The sequence below is a fragment of the Streptomyces sp. NPDC053432 genome, from assembly GCF_055585365.1.
This window is the reverse complement of sequence record NZ_JBVJKF010000003.1, coordinates 187039-211946: the sequence shown is the minus strand read 5'-3', so window position 1 is coordinate 211946 and position 24908 is coordinate 187039. Positions and strand designations below refer to the sequence as shown.

The 24908-nt window shown below is 74.1% G+C and carries 18 protein-coding genes; 3 read left to right on the top strand and 15 right to left on the bottom strand.

What is annotated here, in order from left to right:
- Positions 1-12 precede the first annotated feature (12 nt).
- The 6 genes from ACZ6Y1_RS07070 to ACZ6Y1_RS07045 all read right to left on the bottom strand — a co-directional run bounded on the left by ACZ6Y1_RS07070 (position 13) and on the right by ACZ6Y1_RS07045 (position 8026).
- Complete coding sequence (locus ACZ6Y1_RS07070; protein ID WP_469624261.1) at positions 13-2091, bottom strand: SpoIIE family protein phosphatase; 2079 nt, start codon at positions 2089-2091, stop codon at positions 13-15.
- A 109-nt stretch (positions 2092-2200) separates the two neighbouring features.
- Positions 2201-3052, bottom strand: coding sequence for a sulfurtransferase (locus ACZ6Y1_RS07065; protein ID WP_469624258.1), 852 nt, complete (start codon positions 3050-3052; stop codon positions 2201-2203).
- Positions 3049-4413 (bottom strand): MBL fold metallo-hydrolase, encoded by a 1365-nt coding sequence (locus ACZ6Y1_RS07060; RefSeq protein ID WP_469624254.1) that lies wholly within the window; start codon positions 4411-4413, stop codon positions 3049-3051. Before ACZ6Y1_RS07060 ends, ACZ6Y1_RS07065 begins: the two co-directional genes overlap by 4 nt.
- 56 nt (positions 4414-4469) lie before the next feature.
- Entirely contained in the window at positions 4470-5594 is a 1125-nt protein-coding gene (locus tag ACZ6Y1_RS07055; protein ID WP_469624251.1) for a molybdopterin-dependent oxidoreductase, read from the bottom strand.
- A gap of 274 nt (positions 5595-5868) precedes the next feature.
- Positions 5869-7050, bottom strand: a complete 1182-nt coding sequence (locus ACZ6Y1_RS07050) for an aromatic amino acid transaminase (protein WP_469624248.1) — start codon at positions 7048-7050, stop codon at positions 5869-5871.
- Positions 7043-8026, bottom strand: a complete 984-nt coding sequence (locus ACZ6Y1_RS07045) for a DMT family transporter (RefSeq protein WP_469624245.1) — start codon at positions 8024-8026, stop codon at positions 7043-7045. The genes ACZ6Y1_RS07050 and ACZ6Y1_RS07045 overlap by 8 nt, the downstream gene beginning before the upstream one ends.
- A 109-nt stretch (positions 8027-8135) precedes the next feature.
- On the opposite strand from ACZ6Y1_RS07045, the gene ACZ6Y1_RS07040 reads away from it, so the two are divergent.
- The gene (locus ACZ6Y1_RS07040) at positions 8136-8618 is read left to right on the top strand and encodes an Lrp/AsnC family transcriptional regulator (protein WP_469624240.1); all 483 of its coding nucleotides are present in this window, start codon (positions 8136-8138) and stop codon (positions 8616-8618) included.
- Between the two features lie 19 nt (positions 8619-8637).
- Here ACZ6Y1_RS07040 and ACZ6Y1_RS07035 read toward each other — a convergent pair whose 3' ends face one another.
- The 5 genes from ACZ6Y1_RS07035 to ACZ6Y1_RS07015 all read right to left on the bottom strand — a co-directional run bounded on the left by ACZ6Y1_RS07035 (position 8638) and on the right by ACZ6Y1_RS07015 (position 16354).
- Positions 8638-11142: a protein kinase domain-containing protein gene (locus ACZ6Y1_RS07035; protein WP_469624238.1), complete on the bottom strand. Its 2505-nt coding sequence runs from the start codon at positions 11140-11142 to the stop codon at positions 8638-8640.
- A complete protein-coding gene (locus tag ACZ6Y1_RS07030) occupies positions 11142-13361 on the bottom strand; it encodes a protein kinase domain-containing protein (RefSeq protein WP_469624234.1) in 2220 nt (739 codons plus the stop codon). The genes ACZ6Y1_RS07035 and ACZ6Y1_RS07030 overlap by 1 nt, the downstream gene beginning before the upstream one ends.
- Positions 13362-13489: 128 nt before the next feature.
- Positions 13490-13999 carry an O-acetyl-ADP-ribose deacetylase gene (locus tag ACZ6Y1_RS07025; RefSeq protein ID WP_469624231.1) on the bottom strand — a complete coding sequence of 170 codons (510 nt, stop codon included), beginning with the start codon at positions 13997-13999 and terminating at the stop codon, positions 13490-13492.
- Between the two features lie 13 nt (positions 14000-14012).
- Positions 14013-15431 carry a phytoene desaturase family protein gene (locus tag ACZ6Y1_RS07020; protein WP_469624228.1) on the bottom strand — a complete coding sequence of 473 codons (1419 nt, stop codon included), beginning with the start codon at positions 15429-15431 and terminating at the stop codon, positions 14013-14015.
- A gap of 98 nt (positions 15432-15529) precedes the next feature.
- Positions 15530-16354: an inositol monophosphatase family protein gene (locus tag ACZ6Y1_RS07015; RefSeq protein ID WP_469624222.1), complete on the bottom strand. Its 825-nt coding sequence runs from the start codon at positions 16352-16354 to the stop codon at positions 15530-15532.
- A 227-nt stretch (positions 16355-16581) separates the two neighbouring features.
- On the opposite strand from ACZ6Y1_RS07015, the gene ACZ6Y1_RS07010 reads away from it, so the two are divergent.
- Positions 16582-18867 (top strand): SpoIIE family protein phosphatase, encoded by a 2286-nt coding sequence (locus ACZ6Y1_RS07010; RefSeq protein WP_469624219.1) that lies wholly within the window; start codon positions 16582-16584, stop codon positions 18865-18867.
- Between the two features lie 53 nt (positions 18868-18920).
- Here ACZ6Y1_RS07010 and ACZ6Y1_RS07005 read toward each other — a convergent pair whose 3' ends face one another.
- Positions 18921-21887 carry a HAMP domain-containing protein gene (locus ACZ6Y1_RS07005; protein WP_469624216.1) on the bottom strand — a complete coding sequence of 989 codons (2967 nt, stop codon included), beginning with the start codon at positions 21885-21887 and terminating at the stop codon, positions 18921-18923.
- A gap of 81 nt (positions 21888-21968) precedes the next feature.
- Between ACZ6Y1_RS07005 and ACZ6Y1_RS07000 the strand changes: the two genes are divergently transcribed.
- A complete protein-coding gene (locus ACZ6Y1_RS07000; protein WP_469624213.1) occupies positions 21969-22847 on the top strand; it encodes a SigB/SigF/SigG family RNA polymerase sigma factor in 879 nt (292 codons plus the stop codon).
- Between the two features lie 25 nt (positions 22848-22872).
- Here ACZ6Y1_RS07000 and ACZ6Y1_RS06995 read toward each other — a convergent pair whose 3' ends face one another.
- The 3 genes from ACZ6Y1_RS06995 to ACZ6Y1_RS06985 form a co-directional block, all read right to left on the bottom strand.
- The gene (locus ACZ6Y1_RS06995) at positions 22873-23319 is read right to left on the bottom strand and encodes an ATP-binding protein (RefSeq protein ID WP_469624211.1); all 447 of its coding nucleotides are present in this window, start codon (positions 23317-23319) and stop codon (positions 22873-22875) included.
- Between the two features lie 12 nt (positions 23320-23331).
- Entirely contained in the window at positions 23332-23703 is a 372-nt protein-coding gene (locus tag ACZ6Y1_RS06990; RefSeq protein ID WP_469624208.1) for an STAS domain-containing protein, read from the bottom strand.
- Positions 23704-23838: 135 nt separating this feature from the next.
- On the bottom strand, positions 23839-24855 hold the full coding sequence (locus ACZ6Y1_RS06985) for a TIGR03842 family LLM class F420-dependent oxidoreductase (protein WP_469624205.1): 1017 nt from the start codon (positions 24853-24855) through the stop codon (positions 23839-23841).
- Between the last annotated feature and the right edge of the window lie 53 nt (positions 24856-24908).

The following is a 24908-nucleotide window of genomic DNA, read 5'->3' as shown; positions in this document are numbered from 1 at the left end:
CCCCGCGCGGGCTCACAGGGGCCGGGTACGGGCCAGCAGCACCGCCACGTCGTCCTGCGGGGCCACCGGCAGCAGGTGGGCGAGGATCCGGTCGCAGAGCACCTCCAGCGGCCGGTCGGGCCCCTGCAGGGCCGCCGCGAGCTGGGCCATGCCCTCGTCGAGGTCGCGGTCACGGGCCTCGATGAGCCCGTCGGTGTAGAGCGCGAGCAGGCTCCCCGGCGGCAGCCGCACCTCCTCGGTGCGGAAGTCCTGGCCGCCTCCGGGGCCGGTGCCGGTGCCCAGGGGGGTGCCGGGCGGGCCGTCGAGGAAGGTGATGGTCCCGTCCGCGGCGACCACGGCGGGCGGCGGGTGCCCGGCGCGGGCGATCACGCAGCCGCCCGTGGCCGGGTCGTGGACGGCGTACACGCAGGTGGCCATCTCGTCCGCGCCCAGGTCGGCCACGACGGCGTCGAGCGAGCGCAGCAGCCGGTCGGGGGGCACGTCGTGGCGCGCGAGGGTCCGTACGGCGGTGCGCAGCTGGCCCATGACGGCGGCGGCGTGGATGCCGTGGCCCATGACGTCTCCGATGACCAGTCCGGTGCGTCCGCCGGGGAGGCGGATGGCGTCGAACCAGTCGCCGCCGACGTCGTGGTCGCTGGCGGGCAGGTAGCGCCCGGTGAGTTCGAGGCCCGCGACTTCGGGCAGCGCGCTGTTGGTGAGGCTGCGCTGGAGGGTGAGGGCGGCCCTGCGCTGGGCGGTGAACATGCGGGCGTTGTCGATGTTGAGGGCGGCGCGTGCGACCAGTTCGTCGATGAGCACGCAGTCCTGCTCGTCGAAGGGCTCGCGGGTGCGCAGCCGGGTCACGGCGACGGCGCCGAGCACCTTGCCGCGGGCGACGAGGGGGACCATCCGGGCCGAGCCGAGGGTGGCGAGGTACTCGCGCAGGGCTCCGGCGCGCGGGTCGGTGATCAGCGCGGGGACGTCGGAGGAGTACAGGGCCATGGGCCGGCCCTCGGCGAGGACCTGTTCGTAGACGCTGTCCACGGGGAGCTGGAAGGTCTGTCCGGCGGCCAGCTTCGCGGTGGGTGCGGCCGGGTCGGGGAAGACGGCGGCGAGCCGGCGCAGGACGCCCCGGGAGGATCCGGCCGCGGCGGTGTCGTCGGGTTCGAGGACCGCCACCAGCATCTGGACGTCGGCCGAGTCGGCGAGCTGCGGTACGAGGACGTCCACGATCTCCTGGGCGGTCTGGTGCAGGTCCAGGGTGGTGCCGATGCGGGTGCCGGCCTCGGCGAGCAGGGCGAAGCGGTGGCGGGCCCGGTCGGCGGCGGCCTGGGCCCGCTGGCCCTCGGTGATGTCGATGAGTGAGGCGATCAGGCCGAGGGGCCGCCCGGAGCCGTCGAGCAGCGGGGCGTAGGAGCAGGACCAGGTGTGGTCCTGCCCGGGGTCGGAGGGGGTCCGTCCGGTGCGGCGTACGTCGACGACGGCCGTGCCGCGGTCGAGGACCTGCTGCATGGTGGCCTCCAGCGCGGTCGCGTTGACCCCGGGGACCACCTCGGTGAGGCGTTTGCCGAGGTGCTCGGCCGCGGGGACGCCGTTCATCCGGGCCAGGGCGTCGTTGACGCGCAGGAAGCGCAGGTCGGGGCCGAGGGTGGCGAGGCCGATGGGCGACTGCGTGAAGAGGCTCTGGAGGGCGGCGAGGGAGTCACGCATGTGGAGGACCTCGGAGGTCTCCACGGCGACGAGCATGGCGCCCGTGCGGCCTCGCGGATCGGCGGCGGGGACGATCCACATCTCCATCGGGACGCGGTGCCCGTCGCGGTGGCGTACGGGCAGCGTGCCGATGACGGTCTCGCCGGACTGGACGCGGCGGGTCAGCTGACCCGCGAGTTCGTGGTTGGCCTCGGGGACGAGCACGTCTGCGCCGATGCGGCCGATGATGTCCTCGGGACGGTGTCCGAGCAGGTCCTGGGCGGCCAGCGACCATTCCACGACCCGACCGTCGGCGTCCTCCCGCCACAGTGCGATCGGCAGGAGTTCGCGGAGCACGCCCGCGTACCCGACAGCCGCGGCCGGCTGGTCCGGCACCTCGCTCGCCGACTGGTACGTGTCCAATGCACCGACCTCACCCCGGGGGGCCCGATTCCTACCGATTCACCCTATCCGAGGCGTGGACGCGGGGCTCCGTGTCGGATGCCGGGACGCCCCGGGCGCGAGACGCGGCTCAGCCCAGGGCGACGGGGGCCTGCACCAGCGAGCCGTACTCGGTCCAGGAGCCGTCGTAGTTCTTGACGTCGGGGTAGCCGAGCAGTTCGTGGAGGGCGAACCAGGTGTGGGAGGAGCGCTCGCCGATCCGGCAGTAGGCGATGACCTCCCGGTCCGGGGTGATGCCCTTGCCCAGGTAGAGCATCCGCAGTTCGTCGGCGGACTTGAAGGTGCCGTCGTCGTTGGCGGCCTGCGCCCAGGGGACGTTGGCGGCCCCGGGGATGTGTCCGGGGACCTGGGCCTGTTCCTGCGGCAGGTGCGGGGGCGCCAGCTTCTCGCCCCGGTACTCCTCCGGCGAGCGGACGTCGACCAGGTGCACCCCGCGGCCGACGCTTTCCAGGACCTCCGCGCGCATCGCCCTGAACTGCGGGTTCTCCTGGCCCGTCACCGCGAAGTCGGTGGGCGCGTACGTCCGGACGTCCCGGGTCGTCTCCCGGCCCTCCAGCTCCCACTTCTTGCGGCCGCCGTCGAGCAGCTTGACCCGGTTGAAGCCACGCAGCCGCATGATCCAGTAGGCGTACGCGGCGAACCAGTTGTTGTTGCCTCCGTACAGGACGACCGTCGTGTCGTAGCCGACCCCCGCGTCCGCGAGCAGCCGGCCGAGCGCCTCGCGGTCCAGGTAGTCCCGGCCCACGGCCGTATGCAGGTCGGTGGTCCAGTTCCAGCCGACGGCGCCGGGTATGTGGCCCTGTTCGTAGGCGGTGGTGTCCTCGTCGACGTCGATGACGCGTACCGTCCGGTCGTCCAGGTGCGCGGCCAGCCATTCCGTGTCCACCAGCGTGTCCGGACGGGCGTATCCGCTGCCGCTCATGGTCCGCTCCTCTCGTGTCGCATCAGTTCGTGTACGCCGCCGCTGATCACCGCGGTCACGGGGATCCCGGCGCGGTCGAGCAGCCCCGCCGCGATGACCGCCCGGCGGCCGGTGCCGCACACCACGCAGACCTCCTGCTCCCGGGGCAGTTCGGCCAGCCGGTGCGGGAGTTCGGCGAGCGGTACGCGGAGCGTGCCGGGGAACCCGTCCTCCGGGTGCCCGGGGCGCACGTCGAGCACGCGCCGGCCGTCGAGACGGCCGGCCAGTTCGGCGGCGGCCGCGGCGGGGAAGGAGCGCAGCGGGCGGCCGGCGTCCGCCCAGGCGGCGATGCCTCCCGCCAGGTGGCCGGCGACGTCCTCGTAGCCGATCCGCAGGAGCTGGGTCATGGCCTCGCGGGCCGCTTCCTCCTCCGGCTCGGGCAGTACCAGGACCAGGCGGGTGCCGAAGGGCACGATCTCGCCGACCAGGCTCGCGAAGCGGTCGTCCAGTTCGTCGCAGAGCGAGTCGGGCAGGTGGGCGGCGGCGAACTCGGCGCGGCCGCGCCCGTCGACGATCTGCGCGCCGCCCCCGGCGAGCCCTTCCACCACGGCCGGGGTGAGCGGCCGGGGCGTGGGCGGGCCGCCCAGCACGCGGGGTCCCCTGCGGTTGATCGGCGCCATGTGGCGGTAGTAGGCGGGGTACGGCGGCAGGCCCGTCAGCCTCCCCCGGACGAACTCCTCCTCGTCACGGGCGGCCAGCACGGGGTTGGTGCGCCGTTCCGCGCCGAGGGTGCTGGTCCGCTCCCCCGCCACCGGCCCGGCCGCGCAGGAGCTGCCCGCGCCGTGCGTCGGGAGCACCCGGGTGTCGTCGGGCAGCAGCGCGAGGCGGCCGAGGGTGCGGAACTGGGCGCGCGCGAGTTCCTCCGCGCGCCCGGGGCCGGCGAGGTCGGTGCGGCCCGCGTTGCCGACGAGGAGGCTGCCTCCGGTGAAGACCGCGCCGGGTGGCCGGGAGGTGTCGTCGAAGACGAGGTAGGAGGTGTGCTCGGCGGTGTGCCCGGGGGTCTCCATGGCCCGAACGACGACCTCGCCGACGGAGATCTCGTCGTCCTCGGCCATCTTCAGGTGGTCGAAGGCGTAGGGCGCGCGGGCCGGGCCGGCCACGGTGGCGCCGGTCGCCGCGCGGACCTCCAGGGCGCCGGAGACGTAGTCGTTGTGGACGTGCGTCTCCAGCACGTACCGGATCCGCACCCCCCTGGACGTACAGGACTCCAGCAGTTCCCAGCTGTCGCGCTGCGGGTCGACCAGGGCGGCCTCGTCACCGCTGACGAGGAGATAGCTGGTGTCTCCGAGCGACGCGGTGGTCATGACCTCGATCTCGCTCATGTGCGCCTCACCGCCCCGGGGGATGCGGGCCGGCCCCTGACCGGGTCGCCGGCTTCCTAGACGACGACCACTTCGACGGAGGCCACCGGGTTGCAGCCGTAGCCGCGGGCGTTCCACGGCGCGCGCGGCGGCTGGGTGTCGCCGTGCTCGTCGGTCGCGCGGGCCAGCAGCCGGTACGGGCCGGGGCGCTGGGGGGTCCACCGGTAGGACCAGCCGGTCCAGGCGTAGGGGCCGGGCGGCGGCTCCAGCACGGCGTCGTTCCAGTGCCGGTCGCCGAGCCGGCCGAGGTCTCCGGTCCCGCCGCCGGGTGCGTCGTCGCCGTCGTACGCGGCCCTCACCTCGACCCGGCGTACGGACACGCCGTCGCCGGACCAGGCCCGCCCGCGCACGAGCGTCCCGTGGCCGCGGCGCACGGCGGCGTCCGGTTCGGGTTCGGTGATGAGCGATTTGACGCGGACGGAGGTGACGGGACCCTCGGGAGTGCCGCGCGAGGCGGTGTAGACGTACTCCTCGGCCTGGAAGACCCCGGCGAACGGCTCCGTCACGGCCCGTGCCCCCACGAGCCACTTCACGTCGGCGACCGCGTACCGGCCGGGGACCACCAGGCGCACCGGGGCGCCGTGCTCGGGGGCGAGGGGCTCGCCGTTCATGTGGGTGACGAGGAGGGTGTCGGGGTGCAGGGCCGCGACGAGGGGCAGGCTGCGTTCGAAGGGGGTGGGCAGGCCGTGCACCGTGCCGGAGTCGGCCCCGGTGAAGACGATCTCCACGGTGGCCGGACCGATCCCGGCGCGGGCGGCGAGGGCGCGGAAGGGGACTCCGGCGAAGTGCGCGCAGCCCACGGCGCCCAGGCTCCAGGGCAGGCCCGGCGGGCGGGGGGTCATCAGGGCGCGGCCGTTGCCCGCGCACTCCAGTACGGCGTCGAATTCGCGGCGCTCCAGCCCGAGCAGCTCCTCGTAGCCGATCTCGAAGGGTGTGGCGACCGCGCCGCCGAGGCGCATCCGCCACAGCTGGGGGGTGGTCTGCGGGATGCCGAAGTGGTCGCGTACGAAGAAGGCCCCCGCGGGCGTGACGGGTTCGATCAGGGCGGCGGGTGGCGTCTGCGCGTTGTAGGGCTCGGACGTCACCGTTTCGGGCGCCCAGGCGGTGGCTCCGGGTCCGCGTGAAATCGACCATGCGGTCATGGCAGCACCTTCGTTCGGGCTCCTCCCGGAGCACGACGCAGATCTCTTTCAGCTTACGTCCGGGAACCTCTTGACTCTGGACGAATAGGGAGGAAACTCGTCATTACACCGGATCACCGGATAGAGCCGAAGCCGCCCTCTGGAGACGTTCAGAGGCCCGCACGACCCTTGTCCAGGCTCTGGCCAGGCCCCCGGCGGACCGCGTTCGACCATGGGAGCCACCCGCGACGGCGGATGGCTCGTGGACCGACGCGACCGCCGGGGACTGTCTTGCCTACGGCATGACCGCGGCGATGCCCTGCGCCAGGCGCGGGATCAGCTCGCCCGGGACGCCCGCGATGTTGATCCGGCCCGAGGTCGTCCCGTAGACCGCGAACTCCCTGCGCAGCGCCAGCATCTGCGTCGGTGTGAGCGGCAGCATCGAGAACATGCCCTTCTGCCGCGCCAGCGTCCGGGCCTCCGCGCCCCGGCCCAGCGCGCTCAGGTGCGCGGTCAGCACGGCCCGGTTGGCCGTGATGCGGCTGCGCATGAGCTCCAGTTCGGCCCGCCAGAGGTCGCGCAGCCCGGCGTCCTCCAGGATCGCGGTCACCACGGCCGCGCCGTGCTCGGGCGGCATCGAGTACTGCGTGCGGGCCGCGTTCTGCAGGGCCGTCTCGGCGTGCCGCGCGGCGCCGGCCGAGGCGCCGAGCACGATGGCGCAGCCGACGCGGTCGCTGTAGAGACCGAAGTTCTTGGAGCAGCTGACGGCGATCAGCATCTCCGGCACGCGCGACGCCAGCATCCGGGTGGGCAGCAGGTCGGCCTCCAGCCCGTCGCCGAGCCCGTGGTAGGCGAGGTCGACGAAGGGCACCCAGCCGCCGACGACGGCGGATTCGGCCAGCGCCTCCCAGTCGTCGAGGAGCGGGTCGACCCCGGTGGGGTTGTGGCAGGAGCCCTGGAGCAGGACGACGTCGTCACGGCCCGCGCCGGCGAGCTCGCGCAGCACGCCCTCGGTGTCGAAGCCGCCTCCCGCGTCGCGCCAGCCGTACGTGCGCACCTTCAGCCCGGCGGCCTCCAGGATGGGGCGGTGGTTGACGTAGGCGGGGTCGCTGATCCACACCGTGGTGCCCGGCCGGGTCCGGCAGATCAGGTCGGCCAGCAGGCGCAGGGCCCCGGAGCCGGCGACGGTCTGCACGGCCGCGGCCCGCTCCGCGGGGCCTCCGGCGCCCAGGACCATCGTCAGCAGGGCCCGGTTGAAGGCGGTGTTGCCGGACAGGCCCCGGTACTCCTTGGAGGCGGAACGCTCCGCCAGCCGTATCTCGGCCTCCCGTACGGCGGCCATGACGGGGGTGCGGCCCGACTCGTCGCGGTAGACGCCGAGGACGAGGTTGAGGCGTTCGGGCCGCTCGTCGGCGCCGAACTCGTCGGTGAGGACCCACAGCGGGTCGGCGGGCGGCGGCGGGAGGAGCTCAAGCATCTGCGGGAACCTTGTGTCGTGGGCGGCGGTTGGCGAGGACGACGCCGGTGGTGATGAGGGGGACGCCGACGAGGACGGCGACGGTCGGCGACTCGCCGAGCACGGGGACCGCGAGCAGGACGACGGCGACGGGGCTGAGGCTGCCGACCACGGAGCTGCGCTCGGCACCCAGCCGGCGGATGGCGAAGGCGTACAGCAGGCCGGCGCACAGGCCGACCCCGAGGCCCTGCACGACGAGGAACGTCGCGATGTCGGAGCCGGCCGCGTGGGCGAGGCCCGTCGGGAGCACCCCGGTCAGGACGAGGAGCCCGATGATCGCGAAGGAGGGCAGGCACAGCAGGCCGATGGACCCGACGGGGTCGAGGTCGACCTCCTTGAGCCCGACCGTGTACAGCGCCCACAGCCCGCTGGCCACCAGCAGGATGCCGGAGCCCGCCAGGACGTCCGTGTCCACGGGGACGACGTAGCGCCAGACCAGGGCGGCCACGCCCGCGGCGATCAGCACGAGCCCGGCCGCCTGCGTGCCCCGGGGCACGCTGCGCCCGCGGGCGGTCATGAGCGCGGAGACGAAGAGCGGGACCATCCCGGGGACGATCGAACCGACGAACGCGGCGGAGGTCAGGGCGCCGCCGTGCATCGCCGCGAGGAAGAAGGGCACCCCGGCACCGCACACGATCTTGATCGCCGCGCCCGGCCGGACCGCCGCGACGCGGTGCCTGCGCCGCCACAGGGCGGGGGCCAGCACGACCAGGGGGACGCCGAAGCGGAGCAGGGCGGCGTCGGCCGGCAGCAGGGACGAGGCGCTGAGCGCGCGGGCGCTGAGCGCGAAGGCGGCCCAGATCGCCACGGTGACCAGCAGGGCGGCCATGCCCTGGGCCTGCGGGGAGAGCCGGAGACGGCCGGCCGCCGCGGGGTGTGCGGCGGCGGCCGTGGTGTCGATGGCGACCAAGGGTGGCGGCTCCAGCTTCGGGCTCACGCGTACGGGATTCCGTACACCCGCAACGCTAGGGCCTGGGCCGGGGCAGTCGATTGCCAGTTCTGCCGTCCGGACATACGTTTGGGGCAGAATCTGCCAAGGAGTGGCCATGGACGCAGTCGATCTGCAGATCATCCGGGAATTGCAGGCCGACGGACGGCTGTCCAACCAGGACCTCGCCGACCGCGTGCGCCTCTCCCCCTCACCCTGTCTGCGCCGGGTGAGGCGGCTGGAGGAGGCGGGCCTGATCCGCGGCTACACGGCCATGGTCGACCAGGTCGCCTTCGGACTGCCGATCACCGTCTTCGTCCGCATCCGGCTGGAACGCCACACGGCGGACGCGGTCCGCACCTTCGAGGAGCACGTCCACGTCATCGAGCACATCCAGGACTGCTACCTGATGGCGGGCAGCAGCGACTACCTGCTCCGGATCGTCATCGAGGACCTGGAGGCGTACGAGTCGCTGGTCCGCGACCGGATCCACGCCATCCCCGGCATCGCCTCGATCGAGTCCAGCTTCGCGTACGGCAGCGTGAAGCAGTCCCGGACCTACCCGAGGCCCACCCCGGGCGCCTCCGCGCGCCGCCTCTGAGGTCCGGGGTCCGGGCGGTTCACTTCGCGCTCAGCGCCACCAGGCCGTTCGTGCCCGCGCCGTAGACCCGGCCGCCGCCCGCCCAGACGGGGACCGCGCCGCCGTAGGTCAGGCCGGAGTTCAGCACGTACTTCCAACGGGTCCTGCCGTCCTCGGCGTCGAGGGCCCAGAGCTGGCCGCCGGAGCCGAGGTAGACGGTGTCGTCCGCGCTCAGGAGGGTGAGGGTGCCGGGGATCTGGTGCTCGACCGAACCCGCCCAGCGGACGGAACCGTCGGCGGTGTCGAAGGCGTAGACGACGATGCCGAGGGCGGCGAGGCCGGGAATGGCCTGCACCCCGGGAACGTCCACGGGGCTGGCCATGCCCGCGGCGTAGACCGTCCTGCCGTCCGGGCTCGCCACCACGGTCCCGAAGGCGGTCTTGGGCGAGCGCCAGGCGATCTGTCCGTTGGCCTGGTCGATGACGTACAGGCCGTCGGTCACGTGGAGGAAGTAGCCGCCGGCCGAGGAGTGCGGCCCGTCGTTCAGGCGGCGCCGGGAGTCCTGCACCAGCTGGTCGATCGTGCTCTTCCCGGCGCCCGGGGAGGGCTGCTCCCAGGCGACCTTGCCCTCGCCGGCCGTCTCGATGCCCGCGATCCTGGCGGCGCTGCCGTCGCTGTTCGTCGTCACCCACATCATCCGGGTCCCGGACGAGGGCAGGAGCATCCTGCCCTGGCTGTACTGCACGTCCGGGTCCGAGAGCCGGACCTTCCAGGTGACCTTCCGCTCCGCCGGGTCCACCGCCCAGATCGTCGGGCCGGTCCGGATCTCGTAGCGTTTCGCCGGGTCGGCCGAGGGATTCACGGTGGTGGAGGTCGTCGTGCCGGAGACGTAGACCTTTCCGCCGAGCACGCCCAGCACCGACACGCCGGACGCGATCTCGGTCGGCACGAGGGACGACTGCTGGGGGTTGAGGGACACGGTCCAGGCGTCGGCGCCCGTGTCGGTCCGGATGGCCCGCAGGACCGACTCCCGACCGCTCGCGCCGCTGGTCACCACCGTGTACAGCGTGCCGTCCGCGACGGTCGCGACGGTGCTCACCAGCGCGCCGTAGGGCGTGCCTCCGGAGACGGCCACCGGACCCCAGACGGGCAGGCCCGTGCGGCCGACGGCCCAGGCGTTCTTGGCGCTGAGCGCGAGGACCGTCTCGCCCTCGCCGGTGATCTGTACGAGGGGCTCGGTGACCGGTGCCGTCCACAGCGGGCTCGCCTCCGCCCCGGTGCCGAGGGGGCGCGCCGGGTCGGTCAGGGCGTGCCCGGAACGCTTCGCGTCACCCGGTCCGGCGGAGCGCCCGCGCCCGAGCCACAGCCCCACGGCCGTGCCGCCGCCCGCCAGCGCCACGGCTCCGCCGGCCACGCCGAGCAGCAGCGCACGACGGCTCGGACGGCCCGGCCCGGCGTCCCGCGGACCCGACTGCGGGCCCGGCGGCGGGTCGGACGGCATGCTCGGCGGCGGCTCCGGCGGGGCTCCCGGCGGCGGCCCGGGCGGGAGGGACGGCGGCGCGGGCGGGAAGGACGGCGGCCCCGGCGGGAGGGACGGGCCCGGCGGTGCGGGTGCCGGGGCCGCCTCGGGTGCCATGACCGCCGCGGCCGCCTCGACGGCCGCCGTCAGGGCGGGCGGCAGCCACGCTCCCGCCGGGGGCGGGGCCGCGCCGCGTTCGACGTACAGGACGACCTCGCGGGGGGTGGGCCGGTCGGCCGGGTCCTTCGACAGGCACGCGGCGACCAGGGGCCTCAGCTCCTCCGGGACCGCCGACAGCTCCGGCTCCTCCCGCACCACCCGCTTGAGGACGTCCACGGTCCGCCCGCCGTCGAACGGCCCCACGCCGCGCGCGGCGAAGGCGAGGGTGGCCCCGAGCGAGAACACGTCACTCGCCGGGCCGACCCGGCCGGCCGTGGCCTGTTCGGGCGACATGTACCCCGGGGTCCCCAGGACGGTGCCGGCCGCGGTGAGCACGGTGCCGTCGGCGGCCCGTGCGATCCCGAAGTCGATGACGTGCGGGCCGTCGAGGGCGAGCAGCACGTTGCCCGGCTTGAGGTCCCGGTGGGTCAGGCCCGCCGCGTGGATCGACTCCAGGGCCTCGGCGATCCCGGCGGCGAGCGCCCGTAACGCCGGCCGCGGCAGCGGGCCCGCCAGGTCCACGGCCCGGCCGAGCGGGACGCCCGGGACGTACGCGGTCGCCATCCACGGCGCCGGGTCCTCGGGGTCCGCGTCGACGACGGGAGCCGTGAAGGCGCCCGAGACGGCCCGCGCGGCCGTCACCTCGGCGCGGAACCTGGCCCGGAATCCCGGGTCCGCGGCCAGCTCCGGCCGTACCTGTTTCACGGCGACGGTCCGGCCCCCCGCCGAGCGCCCGAGGTACACGGCGCCCATGCCGCCGGTGCCCAGCCTGCCGAGGAGGGTGTACGGGCCGACCCGGGCCGGATCCGAGGAGCCGAGGGGCTCCAACGGCTCCGGCGTGCGCGCCGGCTCTGGCGGGTTCGTCATCAGGATCCGTTCGCGTGCAGGGCGGCGACCGTCGTCGTGTGCGGATTGGTGAGGCAGAGCCGGCCGTCGCCGGCGCCCCAGGCCAGGGTCGCGGGATCGATCCCCTTCCAGCCGGGGTACTTCCAGCGGGGTCTGCCGTTCGACGCGTCGAAGGCCCAGAGCACGCAGTCCGCTCCCATCCGGTACACGTTGCCGTCGGCGTACAGCAGCCGGGCCCCGAGCGGGGCGGACCCCGGGGCGTCGGCCGGGAGCGCAGTGCGCCACCTGGTCCTGCCGGTCGCCGCGTCCGTGGCGGCCAGCGAGAGGCCGCCGTCCGCGTCGCGCCACAGGGCGTGGACGACGGTGCCCTGTTCGTCGGTGGCGATGCCGTCGCCCCGGGCGGACGCCGCGACGGCCCGGGCGTCCCGCACCCGCCAGGCCGGTTCGCCCGTCGCCGGGTCGAGACCCGACATCACGCCCTGCGCGTCGACGAGTACGACGTACCGGGCGGTGGTGGCGAGCGCGCCCGCCCCGGTCTGCCGCGACCAGGCGACGGTGCCCTTCGCGTCGAGGGCGACCAGCCGGTCCGCGCCCGCGTACAGGACGCCGTTCCCGGAGTACGGGAGCGCCTGCAGGAGCGGCGGGGTCTCGGCCTTGCGGTACCAGGCGGTGGCGCGCGTTCCGAGGTCCAGGGCCCACACGCCGTGCTCCTCGGCTGCGGAACCGCTCGCGGGCGCACGGGAGATCGCGTACGCCCGGCCGCCGCGCACCCCGCAGAAGGCGGAGACCCCCGAGCCCTCCGCCTCGTCCAGGACGGCGGTCCAGGGGTCCTTGCCGTCCGTCATCCGGATGCCGAGGACGGCGGTCCTGGCGGCGCCCGCGGTGGTCCCGCCCACGTGGAGGCGGCCGCCGTCCAGTGCCGCCACGCTCGTCGGGCCGGGCCCGGTGACGGAGAAGGTGATCCCGTGGTCGTCCCCGTTCACCGTCCACTTCGCGCGGCCCGTGCCGTCGAAGGCCCAGACCTGGCGCAGCGACACGCACGCGACGGCGCCGTCGGCCGAGCGGACCTGGGGGCACGCTGCTGGCAGGCGCACCTGCCAGCCCAGGTCCGCGTCGAGCACGTCGTCCCCGGAGGGCCTGCGGGCGCCGGGGGCCGCTGCCTTCCTGGGCGTGTCCCGGTTCAGTGCCCACACCGTGCCCCCGGCAGCCCCGGCGAGGAGGGTGCCGCCGGCCAGGCCCAGGAGCAGTTTGCGGCGGCTCGGGCCCCGGCCCTCCCCCGGCGGGTCCGGCGGGGCGCCGGACCCGCCGGGGAGGACTTGCGTCGGGCCGGTGAGCTGCAGGGTCGGCGCGGGTGCGGGCAGTGCCGTGAGGTCCGCCCGCAGCGCGAGGATGTCGGCCGCCACCGGCCCCGGCAGCCAGCCCTGTGCGGGGCCGGGCGGGGCCGCCCGCGCGATGTGGGCGACGATCTCGTGCGGGGCGGGGCGGTCGCCCGGCTCCTTGGCCAGGCAGTGCTCGATCAGCGGCCGCAGGCTGCCGGGCAGGGCGGACAGGTCCGGCTCGGCGTGGACGACCCGGTAGAGGACGGCGGCACCGGCCCCGTCGCCGAAGGGGCTCGTGCCGCTCGCCGCGAACGCGACCGTGGAGCCGAGGGAGAAGACGTCGCTCGCCGGGGTCAGGTGGCGCCCCGTCGCCTGCTCCGGGGACATGTACGGGGGCGAGCCGATCACGGAGCCGGTCGTGGTGAGGACCGTGCCCTCGGCGGCGCGGGCGATGCCGAAGTCGATGACGTGGGGGCCGTCCAGGGCCAGCAGCACGTTCCCCGGCTTCAGGTCCCGGTGGATCACCCCGGCGCCGTGCACCGAGACCAGCGCCTCGGCGAGGCCGGCCGTCAGCATCCCGAGCGCGGCCCCCGGCAGCGGGCCGTGGGCGACGACCGCCCGGTGCAGTGAGGGGCCCACGACGAACGCCGTTGCCATCCAGGGGACTTCGGCTTCCGGGTCGGCGTCCACCACGGGGGCCGTGAACGCCCCCGACACCCGCCTGGCCGCCGCCACCTCGCGCCGGAACCGGTCCCGGAACCCGGTGTCCCCGGCCAGTTCGGGGCGTACGGCCTTGACCGCGACGGTCCGGCCGCCGGCCGACCGCCCGAGGTACACCGTGCCCATCCCGCCCGACCCCAGCCGTCCGGCCAGCGCGTAGGGCCCGATGCGTAACGGATCGGCGGCGCCGAGTCGTTCCATCAGTCGATCCCCCTCCCCCGTGAGGCCCTCAGGCTACGACGGCCGGGCCGTGGAGCACTCGGCGTCGGGATGATCACTTCCCGCTTCTCCACAGGGTGAACACACAGGGTGAACACAGACGGGGCGGATCACCCGGCGGCGGCCTCGAAGGCCGCGTACGCCGCCGCGTCGAAGAGGACGAACCGCACTTCCTCCACCCGGGTGTCGGCCGCGCGGACCGTTTCGACGGCGATGCGCGCCCCGTCGTCCATGGGCCAGCCGTAGATGCCGGTGGAGATGGCGGGGAAGGCGACCGTCCGCGCCCCCAGTTCGTCGGCGACGCGCAGGGATTCGCGGTAGCAGGAGGCCAGCAGCGCGGAGCGGTCCTCGCCCTTCGACCAGACCGGGCCGACGGTGTGGATGACGTGCGCGGCCGGGAGCCGGCCGGCGGTGGTGGCCACGGCCCGGCCCGTCGGCAGGCCCTTGCCGTAGTGCGAGCGGCGCAGGTCCTGGCAGGCCGCGAGGATCTCCGGGCCGCCGCGGCGGTGGATGGCACCGTCGACCCCGCCGCCGCCGAGGAGGGAGGAGTTCGCGGCGTTGACGATCGCGTCCGCCTGCTGGGTGGTGATGTCCCCCTGGACCAGGGTCACGCGCACCATGACTGCGCCTTTCTCAGGAAGTGGCACGCAGCCGGCGCCAGACCGCCTTCGCCGCGTTGTGGCCGGACATGCCGTGCACGCCCGGCCCCGGAGGGGTGGCCGAGGAGCACAGGAAGACCGCCGGGTGGGCCGTCGCGTACGGGGTGAGGGAGAGCTTCGGGCGGAGCAGGAGCCGGAGTCCGGCGGCGGAGCCGCAGGCGATGTCCCCGCCGACGTAGTTGGGGTTGCGGGCTGCGAGCTGCGGCGGGCCGGCCGTGGCGCGGGCCAGGACCAGGTCGCGGAAGCCCGGGGCGAAGCGCTCCAGTTGGCGTTCGACGGCTTCGGTGAGGTCGCCGTCCCAGCGCGCGGGCACGTGTCCGTAGGCCCAGAACACGTGCTTGCCGTCGGGCGCCCGGCCCGGGTCGACGAGGGTGGGCTGCGCCGTGATGAGGAAGGGGTTGCGCGGCGCCCGGCCGCCCGAGGTGAGCTGCAGGGCCGCGTCGACGTCCCGGCTGCCCGGGCCGATCTGGACGGTGCCGGCCCGGCGCGCCTCCGGCGCGGTCCACGGCACGGGTCCGTCGAGCGCGTAGTCGATCTTGAAGACGGAGGGGCCGTACTTGTAGCCGTCGTACGCCCGCCCCAGGCGGGCGATCCGCGCCAGCGCGGTCGGCGAGGTGTCGAAGACGTACGCCCGGGCAGGCGGGAGGTCGTCGAGCCGCTTGACCTCGAACCCGGTGTGGACCGTGCCGCCGAGGTCGCGCAGGTACGCGGTGAGCGCGTCGGAGATGGACTGCGAGCCGCCGCGCGGCATCGGCCAGCCGTTGGCGTGCGCCGCGAGGGCGAAGACCATGCCGACCGCGCCGGTGGCGATCCCGCCGAGCGGGGCGATGACGTGCGCGACGAGCCCGGCGAACAGCGCCCGGGCGCGGTCGTCGTGGAAGCGGCGCATCAGCCAGGTGGCGGGCGGCAGCCCGGTGAGCCCGAACCGGGCCAGGGTGAGCGGGTCACGGGGCAGCGCGGTGCTCGGCAGGGACATGAAGTCCCGGGCGAGGGTGTCCCACTTGCCGAGGAAGGGCGCGACGAGGCGCCGGTAGGTGCCCGCGTCGCGCGGCCCGAAGGACGCGGCCGTCTCCGCGACCGAGCGGGAGAGCACGGCGGCCGTGCCGTCGTCGAAGGGGTGCGCCAGGGGCAGTGGGGCGTGCAGCCACTCCAGCCCGTACCGCTTCAGCGGCATCGTGGCGAAGACGGGTGAGCCGGCGCCGAGCGGGTGGACCGCCGAGCAGGGGTCGTGCCGGAAGCCCGGGAGGGTGAGCTCTTCGGTGCGGGCCCCGCCGCCGACCGTCTCGCCGGCTTCGAAGACGGCCACCGAGAAGCCGCGCCGGGCCAGTTCCACGGCGGCCGTCAGCCCGTTGGGCCCCGCCCCCACCACGACCGCGTCGAGAATCGACGGCACTTGCGACTCCTTCGTCCGGCGGCGCCTGCGCCTCCAGGATATGGCGCCCGCACCGGCCGTCGGGACCGCGGCGGCCCTGCGGGCGGTGTGCGTACGGGCTACTGCGAGCGCAGCAGGTCACGGATACGGACCGTGGTGGCCTCGTCGCGGCCGACCGCGAACGGCAGCGCGTTGTCCCGGTCCACCCGGAAGGGCACCCCGTCGACGGTGCTGTGCGTGCCGCCGGCCTCGGTGACCAGCAGCAGGCCGGCCGCGTGGTCCCAGGCCGAGGGCCAGGTGAAGGCGAGGCCGTCCATCTCGCCGCGCGCCACCTTCAGGTACTCCAGGCCCGCCGAACCGCACGGCCGGGCCGCGACGCCGGGCACGTCCAGCCGGGAGAGGATCCGCTTGTGCTCGTCGGAGGTGTAGAGCGGGTGTGCCATGGCGACGCGCAGGTCGGCGCCCGGCTCGGGCGAACCGGTGTGGATCCGCTCGCCGTTGACGTACGCGCCCGCGCCGCGCACGGCCGTGGCCAGCTCGTCCAGGGCGGGGGCGAAGGTCCAGGAGGCGAGGATCTCGCCGCGCCGGGCGAGCGCCACCAGGGTGCAGAAGGCGGGGTCGCCCTCGACGAACTGCCGGGTGCCGTCGACCGGGTCCACGATCCACACGGGGGCGCCCTCGCGCAGCGCCCCGTAGACGGTCGGGTCGGCGTGCACGGCCTCCTCGCCGACCACTACGGACCCGGGCAGGAGCCGCGTGAGGGAGGCCGTCAGGTGCTCCTCGGCCTTCCGGTCGGCGACGGTCACCAGGTCGTGCGGGCCGCTCTTCTGGTCGACCTCGTGCTCGGCCAACTGCCGGAACCTCGGCATGATCTCGACCGCCGCCGCCTTGCGGACGGCTTCTTCCACATCGGACAGGCCCTGGGCCAGGAACTCATTGATCATGTTTCTAGCAAAGCACGCCCGGACGACAATCCCCACCGCCGGTCCGGGCGGCCGCCCGGACGCCCGGTGTACTCCGGATGAACGGGCCGCCCTGCCGGGAGTTCAAGGTTCCGCCGCCCGGCCTGCCGGGGAACCGGGTCGATGGCGTACCGGCCCCGTGCCGTTTCACACTGGGGGGTGGGGGCAGACGCGTCGACGGGAGGGGAACGAGCGGCGGAGGTGATGTCATGACGGAGCCCGGCCCGGCCGGTGTCCCCTCCGTCAACGCCCTGGCCGCCGCCGTCGCCGATCTGACCGCCGAGATCGCCGCCCTCCACGCCGACCGGGCCCGCCGACGGGTGCTCGACCTCGCCACCGGGGCTCTCTCGGCCCAGCTGTCCATCCCGCCCGACGAGGCCGCGGACCACCTGGTGCACCTGGCGGTCTCGACGGGGCTCGGGGCCGTGGACACCGCCGCCGACATCGTCAACGCCGCCACCGGCAGTCGTCTGGTCGACGTCCCGCAGGGGCCGCCCGGCGCCCTGTCGGAGGCGCGCCGGGCCCGCCGCGGTGTGGCGGCCGCCCTCGTCTCGGACAGTGTCGGTGAGGCCCTGGACACGCTGCTGGAGAACGGCCTGGGCCCGCTCGGCGTACGCGCGGTCTTCCTGTGGCGGCGCACCGAGACGGGCTGCCTGGAGCTGGTGGGGCAGGCCGGTGCGAGCCGGCCGGAGGCCGCCCACTGGCAGTGGATGCCGCCCGAGTGCGGCGGGCCGCTGCACCGGGCGATGCAAGGGGGTCTGCCCGTCTGGCTGCCCGACGGCACGGAGAAGGGCGGCGGGACCACCGGCCCGCGCGGGCCTCCCCGGTTGCCGGGCGCCGCCCGGGACGGCGCCCGGGTGCTGTTCCCGATCCGGCGGCCGGGCGGCACGGCCGGGCTGCTCCTGGCCGCGTGGGAGGGACCGGTGGCCCTGGACGAAGGGCTGCGCCGGGAGTTCGCCGATCTGGCGGAGCCCGCGGGGCGCGTCGTGGACTGGGCCCGGGACGAGGAGGGCGGGCCCCGCGTGCTGTCCGCCGTGCTGGACCTGCTGGAGCAGCCCGCGGCGATCGTCGGGGCGGTCGGCCCGGGCCGGGACCAGCAGGTCGTCGAGTACGTGAACGCGGCTGCCCGCAAGGCCGTCGGCGAGGTCCACGAGCCGGTCGGCAGGCCGACCGCGCAGGTGTTCCCGTACGCCCACGAGGGTCTGGTACGGCTGATCACGGCGGCGGGCGAGGGCGGTGGGCCGCAGTTCGCTCCCGCTCTTCCGGAGGACGGCCTGGCTCCCGAGTCGGGGTCCTTGGCGCACGTGAAGGTACTGGCGCTGGCCAGGGAACGGGCCGCGGTGGTGTGGGACACCGTCGACACGAGCCCGGTCCTGGTGCGCGTGCTCGGGCGGCTGGCCCGGATCGCCTGGTTCGAGGACGATCTGGTGACGGGCCGGTCCATGTGGAGCCCGAAGGCGTACGCGATCTTCGGTCTGGCGCCGGGGACGGAGCCCCTGCCGCTGCGGACGCTCGGACCACGGGTGCACACGGAGGACGGCGACGTCCTGAAGCAGCTGCTGGCCGCGCTGACGGAGCGGCGGGAGGGCGCCCAGGCGCAGCTGCGGGTCATGCGTCCCGACGGCGGGGTGCGCCGCCTGCAGATCTCCGCCGAGCCGGTCCTGACGCAGGGCGTACTGACCGGGGTGGCGGGCGTCTACCAGGACGTCACGGCGCAGCACCACACCGAGGTGGCCCTCAGCGCCAGCTTCGACCGGCTCACCGCCGCGCAGGCGGAGGCCGAGGTGCGCAACCAGGTGGTGCTCCGGCTCCAGCAGGCGCTCCAGCCGGAGTCGCCGCCGCTGGAGACGCTGCCCGGTCTGGAGATCGCGGCCCGCTACCGCCCGGCCCTCGCGGAGTACCGGGTGGGCGGTGACTGGTACGACGTGCATCCGCTGCCGGGCGGCCGGGTCCTGGTCTCGGTCGGTGACATCGCCGGGCACGGGATCGGCGCGGCGACGGCGATGACCGCGCTGCGCAACGCGCTGCACGGACTGGCGTTCACGGGGGCCGGCCCCGGACAGCTGATGGGCTGGCTGAACGAGGTGACCCTGAGCGCGCCCGGCCAGCCGACCGCCACCGCGGTGTGCGCGCTGTACGACCCCGCCGCCCGGGCCGTGTGCTGGACGACGGCCGGGCACCTGCCTCCCCTGCTGGTACGGGAGGGGCGCGGCCGGTTCCTGGAACCGCCGCACACCATCCTGCTCGGTGCGCTGCCGGGCGCCGTGTACCCGGAGGAGGAGACCGGGGTACGCCCCGGCGACTTCCTGCTCTTCTACACGGACGGGCTGGTCGAGCGGCGGCACGAGGGGCTGGACGAGAGCCTGGCGGTGCTGCGGCGGGCGGCCGAGCGGCTCGGGGTGGAGCGTACGGACGAGCTGGCGGACCTGCTGATGGAAGGGGTCAGCGGGGACACGGACGACGACACCAGCCTGGTGGTGCTGCGGGTCTGCTGACCCGTGCGGGCCGGTGCGGCTGCGGCGGCGGGCGGGGCCTGCGGCAAAGGCCCTCACCGCTCCGGGGCGGCCAGGCAGGCGCGGATCTTGGCGATGAGGACTTCGGGGGCGACGGGCTTGGCGATGTAGTCGGTCGCCCCGGCGGCCAGCGCTTCGGCCCGGTCGTCCGGCATGGCCTTGGCGGTGACGACGATGACGGGGAGGCCGTCGAGGCCGGGCAGGCCGCGGATGGCGCGGGTGGCCGCGTAGCCGTCCATTCCGGCCATCATCAGGTCCATCAGCACGAGGTGCACCGGCTCGCCGCTCGTGAGCAGGGCGATCCCGGCCTCCCCGTTGTCCGTGGCCAGGACCCGCACGCCCGCCTCCTGGAGCATCTCCGTCATCGCGAACACGTTGCGGGCGTCGTCGTCGATCACGAGGACGGTCCGGCCGGCCGGTTCGGTGTCCGGCTCCGCCTGCTGGCCCCCGGCCGGGGCTCCGGCCGGCAGCTCGGCGATACCGGGTACGGCTCCGGCCCCGGCCCGGCCGTCGCGCGCGGGCAGGTACAGCGTGAACCGGCTGCCCCGGCCCTCGGTGCTCTTGGCCGTCAGGACGCCGCCGAGCAGCCGCGCGACCTCACGGCTGATGGAGAGGCCGAGGCCGGTCCCGCCGTAGGCGCGGGAGGTCGAGGGGTCGCCCTGCTGGAAGGCTCCGAAGACGGACTCCAGCCGGTCGGCGGGGATGCCGATGCCGGTGTCGGTGACGTGGAAGGCCAGCACGTCCCCACGGTCCGCGAGGGTCGGGGGCAGCTCGTCGGGGGCGGCCCGGCCCACGTGCAGGTTGACCTGGCCGGCTTCGGTGAACTTCAGCGCGTTGGAGAGCAGGTTGCGCAGCACCTGCCGCAGCCGGGCCTCGTCGACGACCACGTCGTCCGGGACGTCCGGGGCGGCCGCGACGGTGAGCTCCAGCTTCCGTTCGTCGGCGACGGGCCGGAAGGTGGTGTCCAGGTAGCCCAGCAGGCGCCGTACCGAGATCGTCTCGGGATGGACGTCCATCTTCCCGGCCTCGACCTTGGACAGGTCGAGGATGTCGTTGATCAGTTGCAGCAGGTCGGATCCGGCGGAGTGGATGACGGTCGCGTAGTCGACCTGCTTCTCGGTCAGGTTGCCGTCGGGATTGTGCGCCAGGAGCTGGGCGAGGATGAGCAGGCTGTTGAGCGGGGTGCGCAGTTCGTGGCTCATGTTGGCCAGGAATTCCGACTTGTACATGGAGGTGCGCGACAACTGCTGGGCGCGTTCCTCCAGTTCCTGGCGGGCCTGTTCGATCTCCAGGTTCTTCCGCTCGATGTCGCGGTTGCGGTCGGCCAGCAGGGCCGCCTGCTCCTTCAGTTCGGCGTTCGACCGCTGGAGCTCCTGCTGCCCCACCTGCAGCTCGTGGGAGCGGGAGCGCAGTTCGGCCGTCAGCTGCTGGGAGCGTTCCAGGAGCTCGTCCGTGCGCGCGTTGGCGATCAGCGAGCGGACGTTGACGCCCAGCATCTCGGTGAGCTGGTCGAGGAAGTCGCGGTGCAGGGGGCTCATCGGGTGCAGGGCCGCGACTTCCACCGCGCCCAGCACCTGGTCCTTGGCGACGATCGGCAGCACGGTCAGGGACGTCGCCTCGACGGCCCCCGTACCGGAAGCGATGGTCGCGTACCCGGGCGGCAGGCCGTCCACCGTGATGGCCCGGCGGCCGGCCGCGGCCTCGCCGACGAGGGACTGGCCGATCCTGAAGCGGCGCGGGCCGGTGCCCGGTCCGTCGGGCAGCCCGTAGGTGGCGATGGCCACGAGTTCGGTGCCGTCCGGCCCCTCCTGGGCCAGGAAGAAGCAGCCGTACTGGGCGTTCACCAGCGGGGGCACCTCGCGCATGATCAGCTGGGCGACCGCGGGCAGGTCACGGATCCCCTGGATCTGCCGGGACACCCGCGCCAGGCTCGAACCCAGCCATTCCTGCTCCTCGTTGGCGCGGATGGTGGCGCGCAGCGACTCGACCATGGCGTTGATGTTGTCCCTGAGCTCGCCGACCTCGCCGGGGGCGTCCACGGTGATCGAGCGGGTCAGGTCGCCCTCGGCGACGGCTCCGGTCACCTCGGCGATGGCGCGTACCTGCCGGGTGAGGTTGCCGGCGAGTTCGTTGACGTTCTCCGTCAGGCGCTTCCAGGTGCCCGACACGTCGGCCACCTCGGCCTGGCCGCCGAGGCGGCCCTCACTGCCCACCTCGCGGGCCACGCGGGTGACCTCGGCCGCGAAGGAGGACAGCTGGTCGACCATGGTGTTGATGGTGGTCTTGAGCTCCAGGATCTCCCCGCGCGCGTCGACGTCGATCTTGCGGGTGAGGTCGCCGCCGGCCACGGCCGTCGTGACCTGGGCGATGTTGCGGACCTGGTTGGTCAGGTTCGTCGCCATCGAGTTGACGTTGTCGGTGAGGTCCTTCCAGGTGCCGGAAACCCCGTGGACGGTGGCCTGGCCGCCCAGTTTGCCCTCGGTGCCCACCTCGCGGGCCACCCGGGTGACCTCCTCCGCGAAGGAGGAGAGCCGGTCGACCATCGTGTTGATGGTCTCCTTCAGCTCCAGGATCTCACCGCTCGCGTCCACCCGGATCCTCTGGGTGAGGTCGCCGCGGGCCACGGCAGTCGCCACCTGCGAGATGTTGCGCACCTGGGAGGTCAGGTTGTCGGCCATGCTGTTCACGCCGGTGGTGAGCTCGCTCCAGACGCCGCCCGTGCGCGGGACCCGGGCGTGCCCGCCGAGCAGGCCCTGGCCGCCGACCTCCTGGGCGACGCGGGTGACCTCGGAGGTCACCAGGGACAGGCGCTCGACCATGCGGTTGTAGACGGCCGCGATCTCGCCCGGGAGGCCTTCGGCGTCGTCCGGCAGCCGGGCCGAGAGGTCCCCGTCATGGACGGCGGTGAGGCTCGCCAGCAGCTTTTCCAGGATCCGGTCGGAATCGTTCATGTGTGACCTCGCTGAATCCACTGTCCCACGCGGACGGGTCGGATCGCCCATCGGCGGGTATATCCCCCTAGAAGGCCACGACGGCCCCGAAGCGCCGGGCAGGCGCCGGAACCGATCCGTCGGAGGATCCCCATGTCGACCAGTACCCGCGACACCGCGGAGCCCGTCCATACCCTGTGCAGGGCCACGGCCCCGGACATCCCCGACGATCCGCTCGGAGTGAGCACCTCCGAGGCCCGGACCCTGTCGGTCTCACTGTTCCGGCGGCTGAACGAACTCACCGAGGGCACCGCCGAGTACTCGTACGTGCGCAACACGCTCGTCGAACTCAACCTCAGCCTGGTGAAGTACGCCGCACGGCGGTTCCGGGGCCGCAGCGAGCCGCTGGAGGACATCGTCCAGGTCGGCACGATCGGTCTGATCAAGGCCATCAACCGGTACGACGTCGAGCGCGGCGTCGAGTTCGCGACGTTCGCGCTGCCCACCGTCGTCGGCGAGATGAAGCGGTTCTTCCGTGACACCTCGTGGGCCGTGAAGGTGCCCCGGCGCATGCAGGAGCTGCGGCTCGACATCGCCAAGGCGCACGACCTGCTGGAGCAGCGCCTGGGCCGGCAGCCCACCGACCACGAGGTCGCCGAGCGGCTCGGCATCGACGACACCTCCGTGGTCGAAGGACGCAGGGCCGCCAACGGATACACCGCCGGATCCTTCGACCGGCCGGCCGGCGACGAGCCTGAGGGCGGCACCGCGCCGCACTCGCTCGGGGTCGAGGAGCCCGCGTACGACCTGATCGAAAGCCTGGAGTCGCTCAAGCCGCTCCTCGCGCAGCTCGGCGAACGCGACCGGCTGATCCTCTCGCTGCGCTTCGGGGAGGACCTCACCCAGGCGGAGATCGGCGACCGGCTCGGCGTATCGCAGATGCAGGTGTCCCGGCTGCTCGGCCGGATCATGACGACGCTGCGGACCGGGCTGCTGACCGACGGTGAGCCCGCGGCGGAGCCGGAGGAGTAGAGGGCGGCGGTCCCGGAGGAGTGGATCACGCGCCCTCCGGGACGATCCGGCCGGGTACGGAGACCTCCAGCCACACGCACTTCCCGCCGTCCCGCCGTTCCGCGCCCCAGCGCCGGGCCAGCCGGTCGACGATGAGCAGTCCGTGGCCGCCGGGGCGGGCGGGGTGCGCGTTGCGGCGGCGGACCGGGAGCACGGAGCTCCGGTCGGTCACCTCGATGCGCAGACCGTCGTCGGTGCGCAGGAGCGCGAGCGAGAGGGGCCCGCCGCCGTGCAGACGGGCGTTGGCCACCAGCTCGGACACCAGGAGCAGCACGTCCTCGGCGTACTCGGCGGCGTCGTCGTCGGAGGCCGGCAGCCACTTCCAGTCGGCCAGGGCGCGCCGGGTGAAGTCGAGGCACAGGGTGACGACGTTCTCGTCCTCGGGGCCCAGTACGAAGACCCGGCTCCGTTCCGGTGAACGGCGCTCGCTCATGGTGCGCCTCCGCTAGTGGTGCTGCGGGCGTCCCGCCAGTGCCTCGTCGACGTCGGCGTAGACGGGGAAGATCTCGTCGACGCCGGTGATGCGGAACATGCGCTGGACCGGCCGGCGCAGGCCCACGACCTCGATCGTGGTCCCGGCCTTCTCGGCCGTCAGACGGCCCTGCAGCAGGACGTTCAGTCCCGTCGAATCGCAGAAACCCACGTCGGAGAAGTCCACCAGTACCCGCTCGCCGCTGGTGGCGGGAACGAGTCCCAGGGCCTCCCGCAGCGGCTCGGCCGTGTCATGGTCCAGTTCGCCGCCGAGCTTGAGCACCGTCGCGCCGGGCACCTGTCGCACCTCGACGGTGAACCGGTCACCCTCCGCTGTGGAATCCATGGGGGTCCCCTTCCACATGTGGCTGCGTACGGCGCCTACCCGGGCCGGAGGCGCGCATTCGCGCCGGGCCCGGGCTACTCGCGCCGCAACCCGCACCGGACCGGCGTGCGGCGTCGGCCGTCGGCCGTCGGCCGGTCAGTCGCGCAGTGCCGGGATGACGTCCTGCCCGTACGCGTCGATCGTGGCCTCCTTCGCGTCGTGCATGTCGTAGACCGCGAACTGGTCCACTCCGAGGTCGCGCAGGGCCCGCAGCTTCTCGATGTGCGCCTCGGGCGGGCCCAGGAGGCAGAAGCGGTCGACGATCTCGTCGGGGACGAAGTCGGTGGAGGGGTTCCCGGCACGGCCGTGGTGGCTGTAGTCGTAGCCCTGTCGGGCCTTGATGTACTCGGTGAGCTCGTCGGGGACCATCGACGAGTGCTCCCCGTAGCGGCCGACGAGGTCGGCGACGTGGTTGCCGACCATGCCGCCGAACCACCGGCACTGGTTCCGGGCGTGGGCCAGGGCCTCGGGCGAGTCGTCGGCTGTGACGTAGGCGGGGGCGGCCACGCAGATGATGATGGACGCCGGGTCGCGGCCCGCCTCGGTCGCGGCCTGCCGTACCGCCTTGACCATCCACTCGGTGAGGTAGAGGTCGGCGAGCTGGAGGATGAAGCCGTCCGCCTTCCGGCCGGTCAGCGCCAGGGCCTTCGGCCCGTAGGCGGCCATCCAGACGGGGAGTTTCCCGTCCTTGATCCAGGGGATGCGGAGCGGTTTGCCGTCGACCTCGGCCTCGCGGCCCTCGGCGAGGTCGCGGATCACCTCGATGGCCTCGCCGAGGCGGGCAAGGGTGTTGGGGGCCCGGCCGGCGACGCGCATCGCGGAGTCGCCGCGCCCGATGCCGCAGACGGTGCGGTTGCCGTACATGTCGTTGAGGGTGGCGAAGGTGGAGGCGGTGACCTCCCAGGTGCGGGTCCCCGGGTTGGTGACCATCGGGCCGATGTGCAGCTTCTGCGTGTTGGCCAGGATCTGGCTGTAGATGACGAACGGTTCCTGCCAGAGGACCGCCGAGTCGAAGGTCCAGCCGTAGCGGAAGCCGTTGCGCTCCGCGCGCTTCATCAGGCTGACGACCTGGGAGGCGGGTGGGTCGGTCTGCAGGACGAGGCCGAAGTCCATACGTCGCTCCTTGCTGGGGAGTACGGGCGCCGGGGCGTGCGGGCCCCGGCGCC

Coding starts and splice junctions, on each gene's coding strand:
- ACZ6Y1_RS06990 (WP_469624208.1), bottom strand. CDS start 23,703: ATGGATTCCACAGCGGAGGGTGACCGGTTCACCGTCGAGGTGCGACAG.
- ACZ6Y1_RS07035 (WP_469624238.1), bottom strand. CDS start 11,142: ATGACGAACCCGCCAGAGCCGGCGCGCACGCCGGAGCCGTTGGAGCCC.
- ACZ6Y1_RS07015 (WP_469624222.1), bottom strand. CDS start 16,354: ATGATCAATGAGTTCCTGGCCCAGGGCCTGTCCGATGTGGAAGAAGCC.
- ACZ6Y1_RS07030 (WP_469624234.1), bottom strand. CDS start 13,361: ATGGAACGACTCGGCGCCGCCGATCCGTTACGCATCGGGCCCTACGCG.
- ACZ6Y1_RS07005 (WP_469624216.1), bottom strand. CDS start 21,887: ATGGGCGATCCGACCCGTCCGCGTGGGACAGTGGATTCAGCGAGGTCA.
- ACZ6Y1_RS07000 (WP_469624213.1), top strand. CDS start 21,969: ATGTCGACCAGTACCCGCGACACCGCGGAGCCCGTCCATACCCTGTGC.
- ACZ6Y1_RS07010 (WP_469624219.1), top strand. CDS start 16,582: ATGACGGAGCCCGGCCCGGCCGGTGTCCCCTCCGTCAACGCCCTGGCC.
- ACZ6Y1_RS07040 (WP_469624240.1), top strand. CDS start 8,136: ATGGACGCAGTCGATCTGCAGATCATCCGGGAATTGCAGGCCGACGGA.
- ACZ6Y1_RS06985 (WP_469624205.1), bottom strand. CDS start 24,855: ATGGACTTCGGCCTCGTCCTGCAGACCGACCCACCCGCCTCCCAGGTC.
- ACZ6Y1_RS07065 (WP_469624258.1), bottom strand. CDS start 3,052: ATGAGCGGCAGCGGATACGCCCGTCCGGACACGCTGGTGGACACGGAA.
- ACZ6Y1_RS06995 (WP_469624211.1), bottom strand. CDS start 23,319: ATGAGCGAGCGCCGTTCACCGGAACGGAGCCGGGTCTTCGTACTGGGC.
- ACZ6Y1_RS07050 (WP_469624248.1), bottom strand. CDS start 7,050: ATGCTTGAGCTCCTCCCGCCGCCGCCCGCCGACCCGCTGTGGGTCCTC.
- ACZ6Y1_RS07060 (WP_469624254.1), bottom strand. CDS start 4,413: ATGAGCGAGATCGAGGTCATGACCACCGCGTCGCTCGGAGACACCAGC.
- ACZ6Y1_RS07055 (WP_469624251.1), bottom strand. CDS start 5,594: ATGACCGCATGGTCGATTTCACGCGGACCCGGAGCCACCGCCTGGGCG.
- ACZ6Y1_RS07025 (WP_469624231.1), bottom strand. CDS start 13,999: ATGGTGCGCGTGACCCTGGTCCAGGGGGACATCACCACCCAGCAGGCG.